17 protein-coding genes are annotated in these 20,544 nt (G+C 51.0%); 8 read left to right on the forward strand and 9 right to left on the reverse strand.

Annotated features, from left to right (window positions below; genetic code table 11):
• Positions 1-60: 60 nt before the first annotated feature.
• Entirely contained in the window at positions 61-1,347 is a 1,287-nt protein-coding gene (locus tag WCX19_RS07455) for a bifunctional hexulose-6-phosphate synthase/ribonuclease regulator (protein ID WP_373006709.1), read from the forward strand.
• Positions 1,348-1,359: 12 nt separating this feature from the next.
• Here WCX19_RS07455 and WCX19_RS07460 read toward each other — a convergent pair whose 3' ends face one another.
• From WCX19_RS07460 to WCX19_RS07470, 3 genes are read right to left on the reverse strand one after another with little or no spacing between them, the layout of a single operon-like run.
• Positions 1,360-1,794 carry an ACT domain-containing protein gene (locus tag WCX19_RS07460; protein WP_373006711.1) on the reverse strand — a complete coding sequence of 145 codons (435 nt, stop codon included), beginning with the start codon at positions 1,792-1,794 and terminating at the stop codon, positions 1,360-1,362.
• Between the two features lies 1 nt (position 1,795).
• On the reverse strand, positions 1,796-3,097 hold the full coding sequence (locus WCX19_RS07465; protein WP_373006713.1) for a phenylacetate--CoA ligase family protein: 1,302 nt from the start codon (positions 3,095-3,097) through the stop codon (positions 1,796-1,798).
• A complete protein-coding gene (locus tag WCX19_RS07470) occupies positions 3,097-4,386 on the reverse strand; it encodes a phenylacetate--CoA ligase family protein (protein WP_373006745.1) in 1,290 nt (429 codons plus the stop codon). The genes WCX19_RS07465 and WCX19_RS07470 overlap by 1 nt, the downstream gene beginning before the upstream one ends.
• A 216-nt stretch (positions 4,387-4,602) precedes the next feature.
• Here WCX19_RS07470 and cas1 point away from each other — a divergent pair, with 216 nt between their 5' ends.
• Entirely contained in the window at positions 4,603-5,535 is a 933-nt protein-coding gene (gene cas1, locus WCX19_RS07475; protein WP_373006715.1) for a CRISPR-associated endonuclease Cas1, read from the forward strand.
• On the opposite strand, the gene WCX19_RS07480 is transcribed toward cas1, so the two are convergent.
• On the reverse strand, positions 5,519-5,812 hold the full coding sequence (locus tag WCX19_RS07480; protein ID WP_373006717.1) for an acylphosphatase: 294 nt from the start codon (positions 5,810-5,812) through the stop codon (positions 5,519-5,521). The genes cas1 and WCX19_RS07480 overlap by 17 nt on opposite strands.
• Entirely contained in the window at positions 5,809-9,372 is a 3,564-nt protein-coding gene (locus WCX19_RS07485; protein ID WP_373006719.1) for a hypothetical protein, read from the reverse strand. The genes WCX19_RS07480 and WCX19_RS07485 overlap by 4 nt, the downstream gene beginning before the upstream one ends.
• A gap of 355 nt (positions 9,373-9,727) precedes the next feature.
• On the opposite strand from WCX19_RS07485, the gene WCX19_RS07490 reads away from it, so the two are divergent.
• From WCX19_RS07490 to WCX19_RS07505, 4 genes are all read left to right on the forward strand, one after another.
• On the forward strand, positions 9,728-10,300 hold the full coding sequence (locus WCX19_RS07490) for a DUF2179 domain-containing protein (RefSeq protein ID WP_373006721.1): 573 nt from the start codon (positions 9,728-9,730) through the stop codon (positions 10,298-10,300).
• Between the two features lie 78 nt (positions 10,301-10,378).
• Positions 10,379-10,876: a peptide-methionine (R)-S-oxide reductase MsrB gene (gene msrB, locus WCX19_RS07495; RefSeq protein ID WP_373006723.1), complete on the forward strand. Its 498-nt coding sequence runs from the start codon at positions 10,379-10,381 to the stop codon at positions 10,874-10,876.
• Between the two features lie 144 nt (positions 10,877-11,020).
• The gene (locus WCX19_RS07500) at positions 11,021-11,578 is read left to right on the forward strand and encodes a manganese efflux pump MntP family protein (RefSeq protein WP_373006725.1); all 558 of its coding nucleotides are present in this window, start codon (positions 11,021-11,023) and stop codon (positions 11,576-11,578) included.
• Positions 11,579-11,652: 74 nt separating this feature from the next.
• The gene (locus WCX19_RS07505) at positions 11,653-12,201 is read left to right on the forward strand and encodes a ribonuclease III domain-containing protein (RefSeq protein WP_373006727.1); all 549 of its coding nucleotides are present in this window, start codon (positions 11,653-11,655) and stop codon (positions 12,199-12,201) included.
• Here the strand turns inward: WCX19_RS07505 and WCX19_RS07510 are convergent.
• Positions 12,155-13,261 carry a CorA family divalent cation transporter gene (locus WCX19_RS07510; protein WP_373006729.1) on the reverse strand — a complete coding sequence of 369 codons (1,107 nt, stop codon included), beginning with the start codon at positions 13,259-13,261 and terminating at the stop codon, positions 12,155-12,157. The two genes, WCX19_RS07505 and WCX19_RS07510, sit on opposite strands and share 47 nt — an antisense overlap.
• 171 nt (positions 13,262-13,432) lie before the next feature.
• On the opposite strand from WCX19_RS07510, the gene WCX19_RS07515 reads away from it, so the two are divergent.
• Together WCX19_RS07515 and WCX19_RS07520 are read left to right on the forward strand one after the other, a co-directional pair.
• Positions 13,433-13,900 carry a redoxin domain-containing protein gene (locus WCX19_RS07515; RefSeq protein ID WP_373006731.1) on the forward strand — a complete coding sequence of 156 codons (468 nt, stop codon included), beginning with the start codon at positions 13,433-13,435 and terminating at the stop codon, positions 13,898-13,900.
• A gap of 56 nt (positions 13,901-13,956) precedes the next feature.
• Entirely contained in the window at positions 13,957-14,559 is a 603-nt protein-coding gene (locus WCX19_RS07520; RefSeq protein ID WP_373006733.1) for a YbhB/YbcL family Raf kinase inhibitor-like protein, read from the forward strand.
• Positions 14,560-14,563: 4 nt separating this feature from the next.
• Here WCX19_RS07520 and WCX19_RS07525 read toward each other — a convergent pair whose 3' ends face one another.
• The 3 genes from WCX19_RS07525 to WCX19_RS07535 form a co-directional block, all read right to left on the reverse strand.
• The gene (locus tag WCX19_RS07525; protein WP_373006735.1) at positions 14,564-15,811 is read right to left on the reverse strand and encodes an MFS transporter; all 1,248 of its coding nucleotides are present in this window, start codon (positions 15,809-15,811) and stop codon (positions 14,564-14,566) included.
• Positions 15,812-15,926: 115 nt separating this feature from the next.
• Positions 15,927-17,849, reverse strand: a complete 1,923-nt coding sequence (locus WCX19_RS07530; RefSeq protein WP_373006737.1) for an agmatine deiminase family protein — start codon at positions 17,847-17,849, stop codon at positions 15,927-15,929.
• 113 nt (positions 17,850-17,962) lie between these two features.
• Positions 17,963-20,266 carry an RND family transporter gene (locus WCX19_RS07535; RefSeq protein ID WP_373006739.1) on the reverse strand — a complete coding sequence of 768 codons (2,304 nt, stop codon included), beginning with the start codon at positions 20,264-20,266 and terminating at the stop codon, positions 17,963-17,965.
• Positions 20,267-20,544 lie beyond the last annotated feature (278 nt).

The following is a 20,544-nucleotide window of genomic DNA, read 5'->3' on the forward strand; positions in this document are numbered from 1 at the left end:
ATCAAGAGGATTACCGAGGTCTCGCAATCCTTAAGCATCCCCCACAACCCATCTGTATTTATGACAAAGGTTGTCCTGCAGGTTGCACTGGACCTTCTCGAACTCAACCGGGCCGTGCAAATCGCCAAAGAAGCACTCGCCGGTGGAGCGGACTGGATTGAAGCCGGCACACCGCTTATCAAGAGCGAGGGAATGCAGGCTATCCGTACCTTACGCGAGCAGTTCCCCAATGCTGTCATCGTGGCAGATATGAAAATTGCAGATACCGGAACAATGGAAGTTGAGATGGCTGCAAAAGCCGGTGCCAGTATTGTTTGTATTCTTGCCGATGCAGATGATACCGTAATTAAAGAAGCTGTGCGGGCGAGCCGGCTATACGGGACCAGACTTATGGCAGATCTCATTAATGTCAAAAATCCCGTAGACCGTACCCGCGTCCTAGAATCTCTGGGTGTAGATATTATTGGTGCTCACGTCGGCATCGATCAACAGATGATCGGAAAGAATTCCCTGGATCTTTTAAAAGATATACAGGGAGTAAGTCATATTCCGGTAGCCGTTGCCGGTGGACTTGACGCTGCAACCGCAGGAGAGGCCGTTAAGCATGGTGCAGATATCGTGATTGTCGGGGGATGGATTGCCCGCTCTGCCGATGTTACGGGATCGACCCGGTTGATCCGTCAGTCCATTGATTCCCCCTCAATTCAGGCCCCGGAAAAAAAGAGTCTGGATGAAGAGATACATTCGCTTTTTATGCAGGTCTCTACACCAAACATCAGCGATGCGATGCACCGGAAGGGTGCACTTCCGGGACTGGTCTCTGTCTGCGGGAATGTAAAAATGGCGGGAAAGGCCGTAACCGTACAGACCTTTGCCGGAGACTGGGCAAAACCCGTGGAAGCCATTGAGGTAGCAAAAACCGGGGACGTCCTTGTGATCAATAACGATGGTGGCATCAATGTGGCCCCATGGGGAGAACTTGCGACATTAAGCTGCATGAAAAAAGGGATTGCCGGTGTCGTAATCGATGGCGCCGTGCGTGACATTGATGACATCCGTGCGATGAAGTTTCCCCTCTTTGCCCGGGCCATCGTCCCGAACGCGGGCGAGCCAAAGGGCATGGGGGAGATCAACGCCGAGATCATATGCTGCGGCCAGTATATTCACCCGAGAGACTGGGTTGTCGGTGATGAAAGCGGGGTTGTCGTGATCCCTCGTGAACGGGCCTATGAAGTTGCACGCAGGGCGCTTGAAGTCAAAAAAACCGAAGCAAGGATCCGCGAGGAGATCCGGAGGGGCAGCACCCTGTCCGAGGTCTCTGAACTGATCAAATGGGAAAAAAAGTAAGTGGGTAGAGGTTTAGTGAAAGACTGTATGCTCCAGAAGTGTTGCACCTGATGACAGAATTTTCTTGATTGCATCATCCACCTGATCGACACGGATGATGAGTACCGCTGCCTTTTTCCCAGAATATGCATAGGAATATTCGATATTGATACCGGCATCCCCCAGAACTTTTGCGATCTCAAAGAGTCCTCCGGGCTGATCTTTCATCTGCACTGCGATAACATCGGTAAATGCAACATTGTATCCCAGCGAGGATAGTTTTTTATAGGCTTTTTCCGGCTGATCTACCAGTGCCCGGATAACGCCAAACCCGCTTGCTTCGGCAATGCTGAATGCAAGGATATTGATCTTCTCTTCACCCAGCGCATGGGCAACCGATGCCAGTCTTCCCGGTCGGTTTTCCGAGAAGATCGAGATCTGTTGAATGACATACTTTTTCGTGTCCATGTTATAACGACCTCTTGTCGATCACTTTCTTGGATTTACCTTCAAATCTTGGTAATGATCCCGGCTCCACAAGTTCGACGTCCACGGCGACATTCAGCGCATTTCTGAGCCGGTGTTCTACAGTCTTTCGGATATGCATCAGGTCATTGATCTTGTCACTGAATGATCCCTTGGTCAATTCCACTCTTACGAGCATATCGTCAAGTGCTCCCTTTCGTTCGACAACAATCTGGAAATGCTGGCCGACCTCGGGAATTGACATTAAGGTGTATTCTACCTGAGAGGGGAAGACATTGATGCCCCTGATGATCAGCATATCATCTACTCGACCCTGGATCCGTTTGATCCGCGGGCTCGTCCGGCCGCAGGGGCAGACCTCCTCGTCTATCGAAGATATATCTCCGATACGGTAACGGATCATCGGGAGTGCCTCTTTCTGGAGCATTGTAATGGTTAGTTCTCCTTTCTCACCGGATTCGAGTTGTTCTCCGGTCTTGGGATCGATAACCTCTACGAGAGCAATATCGGACCAGACATGGAACCCATTTTGCTCTGCACATTCGGTAAACATCGGTCCGGAGAGTTCGCTCGTCCCATAGATGTCGTATGCCTTGATGCCCAGCCAGTTTTCAATCCTGGTACGCATATTTTCGGTCCAAGGCTCTGCTCCGAGAATTCCGGCTTTGAGATGGGTATCCTTCTTGATATCTATCCCCATTTTTTCTGCAACTTCCCCGATATGAAGGAGGTATGAGGGAGTGCAGGCAATAGCTGTTACCTCGAGATCCTGCATTAACTCAATCTGGCGCTCGGTATTTCCGACACTAGTGGGGAGCACAGTTGCACCGATACGCTCTGCCCCGTAGTGCATACCAAGGCCCCCGGTAAACAAGCCGTACCCGTAACTGACCTGAACGACATCTCCCCTGCCCAACCCGATTGCAGTAAGACCCCGGGCAATTGACGTGCTCCAGTTGTCGATATCCTTCTGGGTATAACCAACGACCGTAGGTTTCCCTGTTGTCCCGGAGGACACATGGTAACGGACAAGCTCTTCCTGGGTTGCCGTGAAGATCTTGTTAGGGTAACTGTCCCGGAGATCCTGCTTGAACATAAACGGGAGTTTTTTAACATCGGATAACTCTCGGATATCATCCGGATGGACCTTCTGCGCTTTCATCCGGTCATGATAAAAGGGAGAGAAACTGTAAAGCCGGCAAACGAGACTTTTTAATAATTTATACTGCATCTTCTGGAGATCCACCTTTGGCATCTCCTCAATTCTCGGATCCCAGAACTGCATCAGATGTCCCCCCGTCTGTCTATAACCCGTTTGGCTTTCCCTTCAAACCGGGGTAGTGAACCCGGTTCAACCAGTTTCACGGTTGTCCGTAGTTCAAGGGTATCGTGCAGTTCTTTTACGACTTTTTTCTGGATCTTCGCAAGATCTGCAAGTTCCCCGCTGAAATGGCTCCTGTTGATCTCAACTTCCACGGTCATCTCATCCAGATGATTGATTCTGTCAATATATACCATAAATTGATTGCCTACTTCCGGTATCCTGAGGAGCACATGTTCAATCTGGGAGGGAAAGACATTGATACCCCGGATAATCAGCATATCGTCGCTTCTTCCGCTCAGCCGCATGATTTTTTTCCCTCTGCCACAGAGACAACCCTCTTCCATGAGCATGGTGATATCACCCGTCCGGTAGCGGATGAGGGGCATGGCCTCCTTGACGAGGGGCGTCACAACCAGTTCCCCCCGCTCTCCATCGGAAAGGCGTTCTCCGGTTTTCGGGTTGATAATTTCAACAAGGTAACTGTCGTGCCAGATATGGAGGCCATCCCGTTCGGGGCATTCGAATGCGACCCCCGGGCCGAAAAGTTCACTCATACCGTATGAGTCATATGCTGTAACGCCGAGCCGGTTTTCAAGGGTATGTCGCATATTATCTGACCAGGGTTCAGCGCCGAAGATACCGGTTTTCAGACTTTCAAGGGTTTCACCCATCTCTTCGGCAACTTCTGAAAGATGCATCGCATAACTCGGTGTACAGTGGATGGTTGTAACCCCAAAATCGCGGATCATTTCGATCTGGCGCCGGGTGTTTCCCGTCGCGCTCGGGATCACGGTCATTCCAATTTTTTCTGCCCCATAATGGAATCCCAGGCCCCCGGTGAACATTCCATAATTGACCATATACTGGAAGACATCATCCTTTCCAATCCCGATCATGGTCATATTGCGGGCAATAAGATTAGCCCACGTATCCAGATCTTTACGGGTATACCCCACAACAGTAGGTTTTCCCGTCGTGCCGGAGGTTGTGTGGATTCGCACAATTTTTCGCATCGGGACTGCAAAAAATCCAAAAGGATACCCATCACGGAGGTCCTGTTTTTTCGTGAAGGGAAATTTTTGGATATCATCAAGCGTTTTGACATCGGATGCCGCTACTCCGGCATTGTCAAACTGCTTCCGGTAAAATTCGACAGATTGTACCGAACGGAGAGTTTTTTTAAGACGCTTCAGCTGAAGAGCCTGGAGGTCAGCAGGATTCAGAGTTTCTATTTTTTTGTCCCAGAACATCCGCATCATCTGTTATGCTATTGCATGACATTGTATATATGGCACATCAGATCGTTTATATTTCATCGTTCGTCTCTCGCACGTTTAAAAGTGTACATGAGGCGACAGGTGGTGTAATCTTTTTTAATATCGAGGAATCACTAGCAAAAACGATGCTTTAATCAAGAGGAAAATGGCACTAATTAGATTAAATCAAGCGTTTTCATGTGGGCTTTTATGTCAAGTGCAATCCCTTGGTTGGCAGTGTATGGGTTTGGCGCCCATATCAAGTCCACACAAAAAAAATTACTCATCCTCAATAAAGGAATTGTCGAAGAGTACCCTCTTCTGGAAGTCCAGAATCTTCTCATCGTGGGAGGTCATACACTGAACACGACGACAATTTCCCACCTGTTAAAAAATGGGTCATATATCTCATTTTTTGAACCCGATGGTACTCCCCTCGGGATCATCCGGCCCTCCGTGAATTGCAATGATAAGGAAATTCAACACCTTCAGGAAGACTTACCTCGTCATCGATATGCAACAAAGATTGCACAGGCCTCCCTTCGATCCCGTCTTATTGTAATTGAACGACTTCAGGATCTTCGGAGCGCAGATCTTTTATATGACGGGGAACTGCAGGTTCTGCACAATGCCCTCGATGAAATGGATTACCTGGTAAAACTGGATGAAATTCGTCGTTTGTCAAACCTGACCACCGATATGTACTATGAAATACTTTCACGGGATGTTCCGGATTGTTTCAATTTTAAGAGGCGTACTGTCCGACCACAGTGCGATCCAATCAATGCCATGCTTTCATTTGGCTATGCAATGCTCTATGGGAATTGCTGTGTTTCGGTAATCGGTGCCCGGCTGGATCCCGATCTCGGTCTCCTGCACGAGGGACAAGGCGCACTTGTACAGGATCTTATAGGATCGTTCAAGGCCGAAATGATCGATCCCGTTGTGTGCAGTATTGCTCGGGACTCCCTTAAACCGGATGACTTTGAGCAGACCCCCACACGGTGCATGCTTTCAGATACGCTTGTAAAACAACTGATCTGCGCTTTCAAAAAGTCCATTGATAATAAGAAGATCGACCGTCAGGTAAATAATTTTTTAAAAGCGATACAAAAACTGGAAGACTTTACAGTGATGTACTGATTCTCCCATTGTTTTTGACGATCGAGAATTCATCATAAGAGCGTACCATAATTTCCGTCGTTTTTACATCGCGTATAATCGCCCGTGGACAACCATAGAGCATCGAAATGAATTTTTCAAGAATTATCGGATCGGCAGTTGCAAAGATCTGCACTTTACCGTCAGCAAGGTTCATGACAGTACCGGCGACGTTTAAATCCATAGCGATCTTTCTCGCACAGGCACGGAACCCCACTTTCTGTACTTTACCTGTGATTATGATCTCAAGGGTTTTCACTCTGGCAGCCCCTGCATAACTTTGATTGCCAGTCCCAGTTCATTGAAGACATCCTCCCGAAGGGTGGATTGCCGGATATTTGTTGCTGCATCTATCGCATTATCAAGAATATCCTGAGCAATGTTCTCATAGCCTGCAGCATACATCTTCATTGCCATGTCGCACCGTACATATGCCCGTTTTGAAAGGGGCCGGATGATTCCTGATTCTTTTATTGCATTGTTTAACATCCGTTTTGCGGTTTTGATATCACCATTGTCCCGGAAAAGGATGGAAAGCCTGCAGAACAAAAATGCCCGTTTCCCTCGTTCGGTCACGGAACGAACCGTCCGTTCAAGTGCCAGGATCTGACCTGGCTGGCATCCCTCCTGGATAATCCTCGTCGAGAATGCAGTGATTTTTGCATAGGGAGTGCTCTTTTCAGGTGCATCATTATAGCCTATCTGGGACAAGCGATACTGACGTAGTTCATCATCCTCGATCAGAGTGAGGATTTCTGCAGATTTTTTCAGGTACTGTGATTTTTCCTGACTTCTGGAGAGATCTGATAGTACCCTCGCAATTTCATCACGGATGGTATCAGCAATATGCTGAATGTTTATGGTCATTGACAGCGTTTCTGCTTTTTTTAACATGCGCAGAGGCATATCCTCATCACAATCCTGTACCGCAAGTGGTACTACCTCCAAAATGAGCAGTGCCTGATCGTAGGGGGACTCAATTTTTTCAATTGCCTCAAAAATGTGGAGTAGGGCAGTTTTACACCGTTCTTTGTCTTCACGCACGAGGGAGTACGCAGAAACAAGTGCTTTGACATATTCTATGGGATCCGATACTTCTGCGATAACCTCCAGGACAAGATTTATCCGCGTGTCCTCCGGCAGGATGTCCTTCATACTGACAATGGCAAATACGATCTGTCGGCGTACAACCGCATTTTGGTCAGACTCGACGCTATGCAGCCGTTTCAGCCCATCCAGAAGACTTTGTTGTGCTTTTTCCGGGTCGATCTGTTGATATCCGATGGTCAAATCTGCCATGACCAGTATCTTCTGGTATTCTGCGGGTAGTTTTGGAACGTTTGAAAAAACCTCATCCAAGATTGTATGGGCACGTGTCACATCATGTATCCTAATTGCCGAATCAGCAAGCGTACATAGATCTTTAAGTCGCACGAATGGATCGCGTGTCATGTCAAGGAGGTGGTGAACCAGATCAATGATTTCCGGTGCTGATTGTGCGTGGTAGTGCTTCTGGAGGATATACGCCAGTACTTCATAGGGATCTGCAGAGTCCGGATGGATGAGATCCTCATTGAGGTTTGCAACAATACGGGACATCATGGCATTGCGTTCCATGGGGTCCTCTATCTCGATAGAATATAATGCCAAAGGCAGGATGTAATCCGTACTGGTGCTCTTTTTTGAGGAAAGAAGAATGATGTCTATCATTCCGGCAATTTTCAAAGATACCTGGGGATTTTTAATTTCTGCTTTTAATAACTTCAACCCTCTCTCAAAGGGCTTTAACGGAGTGCTTTTATTCAACCGGCTATTCTGTGAGGAGGTATCTTGTATAAGATCACACCCGATCCTGACAAACGACTCTGCAATGCGCTCGCATAACTGCATCCGTAATGAGGGGTCTTCGATATCCTGTGCAATCCGGTATGCTTCATCAAGTGCTTCCGGAACTTGTTTACCGGTTGCATATTTTATCACTCCCTCAATGATATTTGTCATCGCATAGGCCACAAGGCCGGGATCCTGCAGGGAACTGCCCCATATTCGCATCCGTAAAAGAAGATCGAGGTCTCCTTCTGATGCAGCAAGATGGGCAGCGTCGTCAATAATGCTGCTCAGCGTCGCAGATCGGGTTGTCTGTCCCTCAATAAGACAGGTAATACCTACCGATTGCTGGAGAAGATCACGGTTTCCGGTTCGGACTCCGATTTCTGCAAGTTTCATGACCACTGTTGAAATTGCCTGTTCCCTGATGGATGGATTCTGAATTGATTTTGCAAAGTCCACCAGAATCGAAGAATCCCACGAATCAAGAAATCCCCGGTTTATCAGAATTGATATAGTATCGAAAATGAGGGTATCATACCCTGAATGCAGAGTCAGGACCTGCTTTAATGAATTGCCATGTTTTACAATATCCCTAAACTGTGTAACGTGACTTATCTGGTGAACCGCCTGAGATATTACTTCAGAAGAAACTGAAGAGTCTGATTTTTTGAGAATCTCTTCAAATTTGGAGGATTGTTGATCATGAAAAACGCCCTCTTCAATTAATTTTGCCAGGCAATTGCGGTACTGCGGTAAATTTTCTGCGGGCAATGCTATTTGTACAAATAATTTTGATGCATTGTCAAAATCACCTGAAAGTAACATGCTTTGTGAAAACTGGAGATAAATCCAGGTGGTATCGTCCGGGTTACACGTTTGTTCAATAAAGGGTATCAGATTCACAAGAACCTGGGTGGAATGAGAATTTCGGGCAATGGTGATCCCTGAACGAACGATTTCCCTGACCGGATATTTCTCTTTGGATGGCAGGTACCGGAGAAAGTTAATTGCATTTGAAAGGTACCACATGTCACCGGATCTATCTGCCTTAAGAAGGAGATTCTGTACGACAAGTTCGCTTGCAAATGGCAGTTTTTTGCAGAGAAAATTCAGGTTATCGTTGATTATATCCTTGTTTTTTGCATGATCAAGAAGTTGTCTGGTCAGGGCACTTACCAGATCTATCTGTATCTCATCAGGCAGAGATTCAAAATTGAGTATAAACGTGCTGGTCTCCAGCAACTCTTTTCTAAATGCAGATTTTACACCAGCATTAATGATATTGGTAAGGCACACATTCCTGCGGAGTTTCTGGTGAATGGTTGCTGCAAGTTGAATACTTTCCAGAAAATGGTCCCTGTCTTTTTTGTGGATAGCAATAGTGGCGAGAGCCTGTGCTATTTCCGCATGCAGTACTGCACGTTTTGATACGTCGTTAATTTCTCCGATGAGATCTCGTGCGTGATACAGGACCGTAATATTGCCACTTATAACCGTCCATCGGGTAATTTCGGGGATGCATTCGATAATGGAGTCCGACCGGTATTTCCTGAATGTAATTTTATTCAGTACTGTTAATCCCTGTTCGATATATGTTGGATCCGATAGAGAGATGCCCGTGGTGATGAGCATCTGTGCGATAACAGCAATTATCTGAGATTGCGAACTTTTTTTCCCTAGTTTTTCCGGGAGATCGAGGAGCGCGGTAAACCATCTTCTATCTCTGGTCGTAATATACTGCTTTAAAACCAAAGAGATGAGATCTTCAGCACCTTCCTGTGGGATCACATGAAGTGCTGATAATAATTCCGGCGTATTTTTCCGGCATGCACATCCCATGATAGCTGAATTCACGGTACGTTGCATCTGTGCACGTGCATGTTTTCCCTTAAAACGAGATGCATCCGTAATAATAGTATCAAGCACGTCCCGATCATCCGTTGCAAGCGCTTGGTTTATTTTGTCAGTGACTGATGCAGATAAAATCATTTTTATACCACCTGCATGCAGATAAGATTAAACAAATTCAAATTAATCCACATAGTAGTTATAATTTTTGTTTTTAGAAAATGCTGAATTTGGAGTTATTTTAAATTTTTTGGAAATATTAGCGAAATCTGATTTTTAAATGGTTTTTCTGGATCTCTTATATATGTGCTCTGTTCAACACCGTGTTTTCCCTGTTGTTTTAAAAACCAGTATTTGTCCGATAGTACAGCATCGGAACTGCTGGCACCCGGTCTCTCTCATGTACCCTCATTTTCAGGACAAGATGTCCCTGAAAATCATTCCGCAAATTATACAACCCATCCGGTTCGATTACTGTGGTTAGGAGTGAAAACGCATGGATATAGGCACCGTGTGGGCAGCAGCAGCGATTCCCTTCCTGATCCTCATCGCCCGTATCGCAGAGGCGAGCCTTGAATCGGTCAGGACGATCTATATCAGTAAGGGGCATGCAAACCTCGCCGCATACGTCGGGATTGTCAAGACCGGTATCTGGCTGATCTCGACCGGCCTCGTGCTCACGAACCTTACCCAGTACTGGAACCTCTTTGCCTACCTTGCAGGGTATGGTATCGGCACGGTGCTTGGCATGGCGATCGAGAACCTTATCTCGATCGGGTTTGTGATCGTCCGGCTCATCACCCCCGCCGACCCGCAGCCCATCATGTCCCGGCTCTCCACGCTCGGCTATGGCATGACCCGGATCGAAGGCACCGGTAGTTTCTCCGGGACCGTCAGCATCATCCTCATGATCGTCCCGAGAAAAGAACTCTCCCGGCTGCTTGCCATTATCTCAAAGGAATACCCTGATATTCTCTACACCATCGAGGATGTCAGGAATATCAAGGACGGGGCGAGGATCTTCTATAAGGACCCGAAACGCCGTATCCTCAGTTTCTTTGGGATGTAATCCGCCGTATACTGTGTCAGCATCAGAAAGTCTATCATCCGCTGCCCCCATCCTCATGGTAGGGGGATCAATAGGGAAATGAAGCAGGGAACGGCACAGGTTGGAGGTGGCACCGGCACCATCCCGATCTTCGACCCGGATACCGACCGGGTAGAAGAGGTATTCCCGGTAGTAAAGACCGATGCAGAGTGGCAGGAACAGCTGACGCCGCTCGTGTTCGCGGTCGCACGCAAGCAGGAGACGGAGTATGCCTTCACGGGTAAATACCATGACTGCAAGGCGCATGGCATCTACCGGTGTGCCTGTTGCGGCACGGCGCTTTTTTTATCGGAGTCCAAGTTTGATTCAGGCACCGGCTGGCCGAGTTTCTTTGCCCCGGTCTCATCGCTCAACATCCGCACTAGTATGGATCGATCCAGTGGCATGGAACGCACCGAAGTACTCTGCGCCCGGTGCCGGGCGCATCTCGGGCATGTCTTCGATGACGGTCCCCCGCCCACGGGAAAACGTTACTGCATGAACTCCGCAGCGCTGGTACTCCGACAGGTACCCTCGGCAAAGAACCAGGAGATCTGACCCCCCCTTTATCCCTCCCTGGGAAAAGCCGGTATTGACTTCTCACGTATCGCTTTTCGGGGATGAAGCGATCCCCCGGTGGTATGCCGGGTCTGGAAATCCCGTGGCTTTATGTGAATCCCCGTCCCAATTCAAAGGTACTTCATGGATCTTCTCACCAGTATCCTTATCGGGATCGGGCTCTCGATGGACTGTTTTGCGGTCTCTCTTGCTATCGGGACATCCGCCCGTTCGCAGATTGTAAAGACCGCCCTGGTTATTGCCGCATGTTTTGGTATTTTCCAGGCCGGTATGACGATCGTCGGCTGGATTGCCGGCGCATCCCTCTACACGGAAATATCTGCGTACGGTCCCTGGATCGCATTCCTGCTGCTCGCCGGTATCGGGATAAAAATGATCTACGACGGGGTGCGAGGCGAAGAGGAGGCACATTTTGCCGGGCTTTTCCTGATCCCGGTTCTCCTGCTGTCGGTTGCGACCAGTATTGACGCTCTTGCCGTCGGGGTATCGTTTGGCGTGCTGGGATCCTCTGTGCTGGTACCGGCCCTTATAATTGGCCTTGTCTGTTTCGTGCTCTCCTGTGCCGGTGTGATCTGCGGTATGCGGCTCGAAAAAATTCTCGGGAACAAAACCGAGATCTTCGGTGGTGTGATCCTTATCCTGATTGGTGTCCAGATCCTCACGGAGATTTTTCCCCTTTAGTCCGGCCGGGTAAGTGGGGACTGTCCCCGTCCGTGCTCTTTATGTGGTTATCTGCTGACGGTTGAGTGAAGATCATGGAAAAAAAGGACGATCTGAGTGCGATCGAGACGATCATCGGATACCATTTTTTTGAGCGGCAGCACCTGATCCGTGCCCTGACCCACCCGGCCTATGCAAACGAACTGATCCAGCAGAACCGGATCTGCCTCACTCAGGAGGCATACAGCACGCTCGGGGATGCGGTGCCCAAGACCAGCCTTATATTGTTTTTAATGGAGAAAGGCATCCAGAGCAAAGGAGGGATCACCAGCGTAAAAGAGCAGCTGGAGGACAACAGCAGCCTCGCAAAAATCGGCCGGCGCATGAAGATTAAAAGGTTCATCCGGCTCGGGCGCGGGGAAAAAGATCTCTGGCGATCCGGGGAAGACACGATCCTTGCCGACACCATGGAAGCGATCATCGGCGCGATCTTCCTGGACAGCGACGCGGGTCTGGGGGTCGTCAGGCAGTGTATCGGGACGTGGTTTGAACCCGAACTTGCGCGGATTAAAAAAGAGGAGCTCCAAAAAAAGAAGGTTAAACCTCCTCTTTCCTCGACTTCCAGACGTGCACGACCCAGATGAATGACGTGGCAGTCGCAGCGATCGTCGAACCGATAAGGAGCGGCAAGTACCACCACTGTGCTGCCATCTGCCCGGCCATGATCCCGCTCCCGGCGATAGTTGCGATGGTGTTTGGGACCAGGAAAGCGGTGCCGAGCACGGTTAGGTAGGCAGTCACGAGTGCAAAGCGGTTGTTGAGGCTCTGGAGCTGGTTGTTGTAGATGCTCTGCATCACTTCGAGGCCCGAGGCGAGCACGTTTGACATCTGTTCGGAGAGCTCGATATGGCGCTCGATGTTGTCCGAAAGGATCCCAATCCGGCCCAGAAGTTTTTCGTCGTTTGTGATCAGGTCTGCATCCCCATACTGGAGCGAGTTTACCACGTCTTTTGTCGCCCAGAGCACATTTAAGTAATCGATCAGCACGTGTTTCATACGGTAAATACTGTGGGCAAGCTGCCTTTTTGCGATGTTCTCCTCGATAAGCGACTTGCTGATCGCATCGCCGTGCATCTCGATTTCCCTGAGATACTCAAAGTTACGGTCGTTATTCTCGTCGATTATCCGCTCAAGCATCAGGGTGATCTTGTCACATGTGCATTCGGAACTGATGCGCTTGAAAAACGGCTGGGCATACCGGGAGAACCGGAGCAGGCGGTTGATATCCTCGGAATGGAGAGTCAGGATAAAATTTTCGCGAATCAGGACAAAGAGCGGGTGGACCGTCATATTGTCGCTTTTCATAGTCACTGACGGAAGCATGATGCCCAGTTCGGTATCGTAGTCCTCGTATGCAGAATAGAAACCGGTGGAGAGCTTGGGAATCGGGAGTTTCGTGAACCCGGCAAACTGGGCGATCTTCTCAATATCCAGTGCATCGTCCTTTGTGCTGTAATCGATCCATGCGATACTTGCACCAGGAATTGCCGCGAGATATTCCTCCAGCGGGCGATCGATGAGCCGATCGATTTTGCCCTCCCTGGAAAGAATAATGCAGAAGTTGAGCGGGGCGGGACCTGCTGCCTGCGTGGACGATGAATTCTGGGGATCTTGCGGAAACTGGGGGGTGCTCTGCATCTTCATGGTGGCACGTCCTTTTAAGCGTGATTGGTTAGCCGGTCATACCTGCGATATCTGTTATTGAGAGTGGGAGCGTATAAACGTAGCCGGAAACCCGGAAGATGTGAGGGCAGGCCCGCCGTAATACGAATGCTCATATCCGATGCCTGCACTCTTGGAGTGTAAGGTGGTATAATGGAACAGCAGCCCATGATCCGGTCCGGTGATCCAGCACGGAATTTCTCGCTCAAGGATCAGAACGACACGACCTTTGATCTGTTTGAACACGCGGGAAAGCGGATTATCCTCTCGTTTCACCCGCTCGCATGGACGCCCTATTGCGCTGCCCAGATGCAGTCGCTTGAGGAGAACCGGGCACTTCTGGCATCGCTTGATACCCTTGCGGTCGGGATAAGTGTCGATTCTCTCCCGTGCAAGAAGGCATGGGCAGAAAGTCTTGGGATCTCTCATACGCCTCTCCTGTGCGATTTCTGGCCGCATGGCAGCGCTGCCATGACCTGCGGGATCTTCCGGGAAGCCAACGGTTTTTCCGAACGGGCAAATATCATCATCGACAAAAACCAGCAGGTTGTCTTTGTGAAGATCTACCCGGTTCACAGCGTTCCCGATATTAAGGAAATCATTGCGTTCTTACAGCAGTAAAAAAACGACTGCGGGGTGTCATCAGGTATATCCGTTCAGCAGGTGACATCCCGTTTATGAAAATCATCCGGATCCTCTGTTCCTGCCTTGTGGTTTTTCTTGTACTGACCTGCGGCTGCACAGCTCCTGGTACCACTTCTCCTGACACACCCTCCGCTCCCGCAACCACGTCGATCCCGGCGCAGGTATCAACGGCATCCGAAGATTTCACCCTCTCGGTGGACTCGGTCACCCCCGGTTCTACGCTCCCCTTGGAATTTACCTGCACCGGGTCGTCCCGGACGCCCGGCGTCTCCTGGGCAAATGTCCCGTCCGGGACAAAAAGTTTTGTCCTGATCCTCGATGATCCGGATGCACCTTCGGGAACGTTTACCCACTGGCTCATTTACAACATCCCCCCGGAAACACGGAGTATCGATCCGGGGCAGCCGGATGGGAAAGTGCTGTCCGACGGGGCCCAGATCGGTACAAACAGCGCCGACTCACGCGGGTATTACCCGCCCTGTCCCCCGCCCGGGAAAGCCCACCGGTATATCTTCCGGCTGTATGCGGTTGACATGATCATCTCCCAGCCGAGTGCTGACCGGGCATCCATCGATTGGGCGCTCGACGGTCATACGCTCGGGAAAAGTCAGGTGATCACGACCTTTAAACGGTAACCCTCTACGGAGCCTGACCTGCATTCTCTGGACCCGGACACGCCGGATCGCGGACTGACAGGACAAATATGGCGCAGACCAGAAGAGCGAGCACACAGCTCGCAAAAAACCCTGCGACATACCCGACGGTGGTGACAATAATCCCGGTCAGGAGCGGTCCTGCTGACTGGCCGATATCCATGATCGACGAGAGTGCTCCCATGGACGCACCGATCTGCTCCTTCTTTGCGACGTCAGCAATATAGGCGCTCGTGGCGACCGTGGAAAGCGACATGCCAATCCCGAAGATGGCGCTTACCAGAAGGAACTGGACAAAGGTGGCAGTAAAGGGGATCATGGCGACAGCACCGCCGGTAATGGTGAGCCCTGCGATGATCTGGATGCGTTTGTCCACTCGGTCTGCGATCCTGCCAAAGAAGGGTTTTGTCCCGGCGATGACGACGACCTGAGCGGCAAAGATGATACCGGTCTGGTACGCCCCGATCCCGAGGCTGAAGAGGTAAAGCGGAAGGAAGGTCTCGACTGCCCCGAATGCAAAGTACGTCGCCATGTCAACAAAGGCCGTGCCCCGGAGCCGGCGGTTGGAAAAGAAGGTAACAAAACTCTCGCGGAAGACCGCGAACGGGAGCGTATTGAGCGGGAGGGATCGCTCCTCCCGGTACATCAGCGTCATGACAAAGACCGGTACCGCGGCAAGTGCTGCGACAACATACACCGCCCGGTACGGCAACAGTCCGGGGTACATGATGAAATACGAGATGATGGCGCCTCCCACAAGCGGCGCAAGTGTCCGGCCAATGAGCGTCGCGGAAGCGTACTGCCCGAGCATCTCCCCCTTGGTTTCCGGGAACCGCTCGGCAATAACCGCTGAAATAACCGGCCCTAGGATAGCGGTGGCCGTCCCGTGGAAGAACCGGACCGGGATGAGCCAGACCGGCGCTGTAATGAACAGGTAGAGTACCGGGGCGATGAGGAAGACCGCGCCGGCTGCAACGAGCAGGCGCTTACGGCCGATATGATCGGAAAGGACGCCGACCGGGAAGGAGAACAGGATGCCGGCGAGCGGGGAGAATGCCGCGATGAGACCGATAACGGTACCATCTGCCCCGAGGGCCTGCGAGAAGAGGGGCAGCACCGGGTTCTTGGAAATCGTCGTCGAGAATATGGCAAAAAAGCCCAGCAGGAAGAGGTAATACATCATCCTTTTTTCAGGGACAAATGCACGTGCCACCGGGCTATCACGCAGATTCATTGCTATCGTGAGAGATTCCGTGTGCCTTATTCATAAGGATAACTCCTCGTAGGGCCACGGTACAAAGAAGTACATAATTATTTTCTGATATTCGAGGCGGTAAAAAAAGAAATGTTCAAGGTCGGGGCTGCTGCTGGGTTGCGCAGTGGAACGTCCCGTATCCCTCGACCATCGCACGGGCATTTACCCCGGTTACGGTCCGGTCCGGGAAGATTCCCTGGAGGATTCGGATGGCATCCTCGTCATGGGGGTCGTCAAAGACCGGGACGATCATCACAGTGGTTCCAATATAGAAGTTCGTGTAACTTGCCGGGTATCGTTCATCCCCGCTGATAACAGGGGCCGGCATCGGGAGTTTTATGATGGTGAAGGGGTTGTTCTCCTGATCAGTAGCCCGGGTCAGGATCTCGTAGTTCTCTTTGAGGACCGGGTAATTCTCATCAGCAGGATTTTCTTCGTACGCACAGACAATGGTTGATGGTGAAACGAACCGTGCGATATCATCGATATGGCCATCGGTATCATCGCCGGTGACACCGCGGTTCAGCCAGATGATCTTTACCGCACCGAGATACTCTTTGAGATAGTCTTCGAGATCATCCTGCGTGAGTTTCGGGTTCCGGTTTGGGTTGAGAAGGCAGGCGCGGGTGGTCAGTACCGTGCCCCTGCCGTTGGTATCAATCGAACCGCCTTCGAGAATAATTCCCGGCCGGAAAACGGGCAGGTCAAGCCACCGGTTCATATCCTTAGGGACATTCCCATCGGCAATCTGGTCATCGTATTTCCCGCCCCACGCATTAAAATCCCAGCGGACCATCGCAGATTTTTCGAGAGCCGGGTTCACCACGAATGTCGGGCCGTAATCCCGGATCCATACATCGGAATAGGTGATTGTCCGTATCGTGACACGGGACAGGTCGATATCCGCGCTTCTTAACCTCGCCTTTACCATCCTGTTTATCATGGGGTTGGGGACAAAAAGCTCGACACGTTCCGATGGCGTGATTGCAGCAATAAATCTGATATACCCCTCCTCAACCTCCTTGAGGTGCGGGAAGGTGTTTTTATTATGCGGCCATGAGAGCCAGACGGCATCGTGCGGCTCCCACTCGGCGGGCATGAAAAAGCCAAGTTTCCGTGGGGTATCCCCTTTGCGGGGGATAGGTGCAGTTGCGTCATGTTCCGGCACCCGTGAACAGACTGAACCATACGTATCGGGCCGGCGGTTCCTGAAAAATCCCCACGAGTCCCTGACTGCGGAGTTCATCCCTACATCGATATGAGCGACAACAATCTCTTCCTTTTCTCCGGCATGGGCGAGCAGTTTTCCAAACGCATCGCAGATAAACGATCCCCCAAAGAACCGGATATCTCCTTCCTGGCCCACCCGGTTAACCGCAGCCACATGCACGCTGTTTGCGATTGCATGGCTGCGCTGGATCAGTTCCCATGCCTCCTGCCAGTCTCCCTCTCCCGGCGGCTCTGTGCAGGGGTTTCCAATCGCGGTGGGGTAGAAGATCATCTCCGCCCCGTCAAGGGCCACACAACGGGCCGCCTCGGGGAACCACTGGTCATAACAGATGAGGACAGCGATACGCCCGTACCGGGTGGTATGCACAGAATAGTGCTCACCCGGATAGAAGTAGCCTTTTTCAAAGAATCCCGGATCCTGCGGGATGTGGATCTTGTGATAGGGTGCATGAAGGCTCCCGTCGACATCGATCACCACTGCCGTATTGTAGAACTTTCCAGATGGGGATCGTTCAAAAACCGGTACGATGATGACTGCTGCATACTGCCGGGCGAGTCGGGCAAATACTTCTGTTGATTCACCGGGAACGCTCTCGGCAAACTGATCCACATGTCCTCCTACCTGCTGCGGGAAGTACCGCGACCGGAACAGTTCGGGCAGGCAGATGATCTGTGCCCCGTTCTGTGCAGCAGTCTCCACACGTGCAAGCGCCGTTTTAAGGTTCTCATCCATATCCGGCCCGATCTCCATCTGGATGAGTGCGACCGTAAGAGTGGTGTGATCCATTTCGCGTATGCTCTTGCTCTAGAGGGTTATTGCTCCATAAATATCATGCTATCCAAAGATGACCGTTTTGCTCAGGCTTCCTCTCGTGACAACAGGGCCTAGATTAAGGTGCCTTATACTGTGTCATCAGTATCCGTCTTTTTGCGGATGTCCTTTCTCTTCTCCAGCCACTCGGTGAACTGGCCCATGAGGGAGAGCACCGCCGGCATGATGAAGATCGCACCGACGAGTGAGAACCCGACCGCAATGAGGGTCGAAGTACCAAAGTTGCTGATGATGGGGAAACTGGCGAGACAAAGAGCCGAGAACCCGAAGAAGGTGGCGAGGCCTGAAACGGTGATTGCGGTTCCGATTTTACTGACGCTTTCCTGAATCGCGGCGATGTGGTCATGGAGACGTTCCTGCTCCTCGGAATACCGTTCCATAACGAGGATGGTGTATTCAGCAGCAACGCCGATTGTCATCGACCCGAGGGTGGCAGTAAGGGGAGTATACGCGATCCCAATCGCGTACATCGCCACGGCGTTCCAGCCGACGACCAAAACGATTGGAATAAGCGGCGAGACCGCGTGGATATGCCGGTATACGAGGGCAAGGAACACAAAGATCAGCCCGAAGCCGAGGAGGGTCATCGTCTCCTTTGATGTGGATAACCCGCCGATCAGGGTCGTAAAGACATCAAAGGTGCCTACCGGCTGTATGGAAATACCCGGTGGGGGGAGAAGGAACACGATATCCTTTTCCATCTGGGTCTTCAGGTCGGATTCTGTCTTGACTTCCATCTTGATCGTGCCAAACCGGATAACTCCCTTGAGCGATCCGCTGATGTACTGGTCCTTCACGCTGGACGGGATGGTGTTAAGAACGGCATTCAGTTCGCTCTGGGTAGCCGGCATTTTCCCGCCGTTATAGGCAAGGATGTAGGTGACAATACTGGTTGATGAGGTCAGTTCCGTGTGTTTTGAAAGTTCGTAATTCTGGAACTTGTCCATCCACCGTATTGTATCGAGATCCGTGACCCTTGCACCCTGCACGTAGAAATCCGCGGTACTCGTAGCGCCGAGAATCCGTGTTACTTTATCCATCTGGATCTTCGCCGGCATATCGGACGGAACAAACGAATTCTCACTCGTCTCGATGGGAATGAGGGGATCGATCTGGAACCCGATCACGGCTATAAGGAGCGCGACTATCAGGACCGGGACCGGGTTTTTGGCAATTTTCACGGAAGTATCGGTGAGGAACTGGCCATAAGACCAGGACTTTTTCTTCGCGGCCGGGAGGGTGTCGCACGCCTGTTTCCCGACTGCGTAGCAGACCTGCGGAGCCTGAGGTTTCGGTTTGTAATGGATGACGTGTGCAAGTGCCGGTATCCCGATAAGTGAGATACAGTAGCAACTCATAATCCCGAGCATAGCCACAAGCCCGAACGACCGGATCATGGGAACCGTGGAGACAAACATCGCAGCGAATCCGAGCGACGTAGCAAGCATCGCGTACATCACGGCCGGCCCGGTCCGGGTGATGGTCATGAAGACCGCGTCGTCAAGCGACCCTTTTCGGGACTCCTCGTCAAGCCGGGCGTGGAACTGGATTGCATAATCGATCCCGAGGCCGATCATGACCGGGAACGCCCCCATCACCGCCATGTTGAGTTTGATCCCGGCAAGCCCCATCAGGCCCAGAGCGGTCGTCAGGCCAAGACCCACGAATACAACCGGCAGGAACCGGTAATTGACATAGGCAAAGAGCAGGCCCATGACGATAACCATTAGGATCATTGCGCCGCCGATCAGCACCCCCATCTGGGAGCCCATCGCCGTTTTCATCTGGGCGGAGAATGCGGGACTGCCGGAGACTGTTACCTGTACCCCGGTAGGCGGCTGGGAGGTACCGACCAGGGACTCGATATTGTTAAGGGTGGCGGTTTTGGTATCGTCAGACAGGCCTTCCACCATCGGGATCTGGACAAGCGTCAGAACGTTTGAGGGCACCGCAATTTTCCTGGTCGCTTCGGGCATCTGCGCGACAAGTGCATCGATCTCGCCTTTCGACTGGGGCAGCACACCGTTATTCTCCGATTTGAGGATATCCACGACGCTTGATGCACTGGCAATGTTCTGCTGCTGCCGGATATCACCTTCCAGTCGGTCGAGGTAGTTGAGCACGGCAGGGTTCAGCGGGTCGCTGGTCTCGACGACCAGGATAAGGGATCCTGCTGAAAACGTATCGGTATACTGGTTGTTTGCAATGCCGCTTGCAGAATCCTTGTCCAGGTACGTGTTGGTGCTGGTATCCATGGTGATCATGGTCACCCCTACAAGGGCAATGATAAACACTACGCCGATGATACCAACCGCCAGTTTGGGCCGGTGGTTTACAAACCGTGCGATTGTACTGAATATCTGATCGATCATAGTAGTCCTTTATGGAGAGTTACCGGTCTTTCCGGAACCTGTTATCTTCTCCCGTGGCATCATGGAAATATACCTTTATCCGTTTCTTTTCCCCGGTAGAGCCCGTGTAAAAAAGATATTACTGTGGTTTGAACCGTTTCGTGTAGATTAGGTAGCCTGCAGCGGCAAGCACAACAAGGATGATTGCAATAATAACCGGCAGACCGAGCAGGTCCGTGAGACTTTTTGCCGGGACGACCTGCACGTTGACCTTCATCGGATCGGAGGTAAACTGGTTA

The sequence above is a fragment of the Methanoregula sp. genome (assembly GCF_041663825.1).
Taxonomy (GTDB): domain Archaea; phylum Halobacteriota; class Methanomicrobia; order Methanomicrobiales; family Methanospirillaceae; genus Methanoregula.

Bases quoted from the DNA above. Each gene is read 5' to 3' on its own strand.
- WCX19_RS07525 (WP_373006735.1), bottom strand. From the start codon at position 15,811: ATGAATCTGCGTGATAGCCCGGTGGCACGTGCATTTGTCCCTGAAAAA.
- WCX19_RS07505 (WP_373006727.1), top strand. From the start codon at position 11,653: ATGGAAAAAAAGGACGATCTGAGTGCGATCGAGACGATCATCGGATAC.
- cas1 (WP_373006715.1), top strand. From the start codon at position 4,603: ATGTCAAGTGCAATCCCTTGGTTGGCAGTGTATGGGTTTGGCGCCCAT.
- msrB (WP_373006723.1), top strand. From the start codon at position 10,379: ATGAAGCAGGGAACGGCACAGGTTGGAGGTGGCACCGGCACCATCCCG.
- WCX19_RS07510 (WP_373006729.1), bottom strand. From the start codon at position 13,261: ATGAAGATGCAGAGCACCCCCCAGTTTCCGCAAGATCCCCAGAATTCA.
- WCX19_RS07470 (WP_373006745.1), bottom strand. From the start codon at position 4,386: ATGTTCTGGGACAAAAAAATAGAAACTCTGAATCCTGCTGACCTCCAG.
- WCX19_RS07520 (WP_373006733.1), top strand. From the start codon at position 13,957: ATGAAAATCATCCGGATCCTCTGTTCCTGCCTTGTGGTTTTTCTTGTA.
- WCX19_RS07465 (WP_373006713.1), bottom strand. From the start codon at position 3,097: ATGCAGTTCTGGGATCCGAGAATTGAGGAGATGCCAAAGGTGGATCTC.
- WCX19_RS07515 (WP_373006731.1), top strand. From the start codon at position 13,433: ATGGAACAGCAGCCCATGATCCGGTCCGGTGATCCAGCACGGAATTTC.
- WCX19_RS07530 (WP_373006737.1), bottom strand. From the start codon at position 17,849: ATGGATCACACCACTCTTACGGTCGCACTCATCCAGATGGAGATCGGG.
- WCX19_RS07535 (WP_373006739.1), bottom strand. From the start codon at position 20,266: ATGATCGATCAGATATTCAGTACAATCGCACGGTTTGTAAACCACCGG.
- WCX19_RS07490 (WP_373006721.1), top strand. From the start codon at position 9,728: ATGGATATAGGCACCGTGTGGGCAGCAGCAGCGATTCCCTTCCTGATC.
- WCX19_RS07485 (WP_373006719.1), bottom strand. From the start codon at position 9,372: ATGATTTTATCTGCATCAGTCACTGACAAAATAAACCAAGCGCTTGCA.
- WCX19_RS07455 (WP_373006709.1), top strand. From the start codon at position 61: ATGACAAAGGTTGTCCTGCAGGTTGCACTGGACCTTCTCGAACTCAAC.
- WCX19_RS07500 (WP_373006725.1), top strand. From the start codon at position 11,021: ATGGATCTTCTCACCAGTATCCTTATCGGGATCGGGCTCTCGATGGAC.
- WCX19_RS07460 (WP_373006711.1), bottom strand. From the start codon at position 1,794: ATGGACACGAAAAAGTATGTCATTCAACAGATCTCGATCTTCTCGGAA.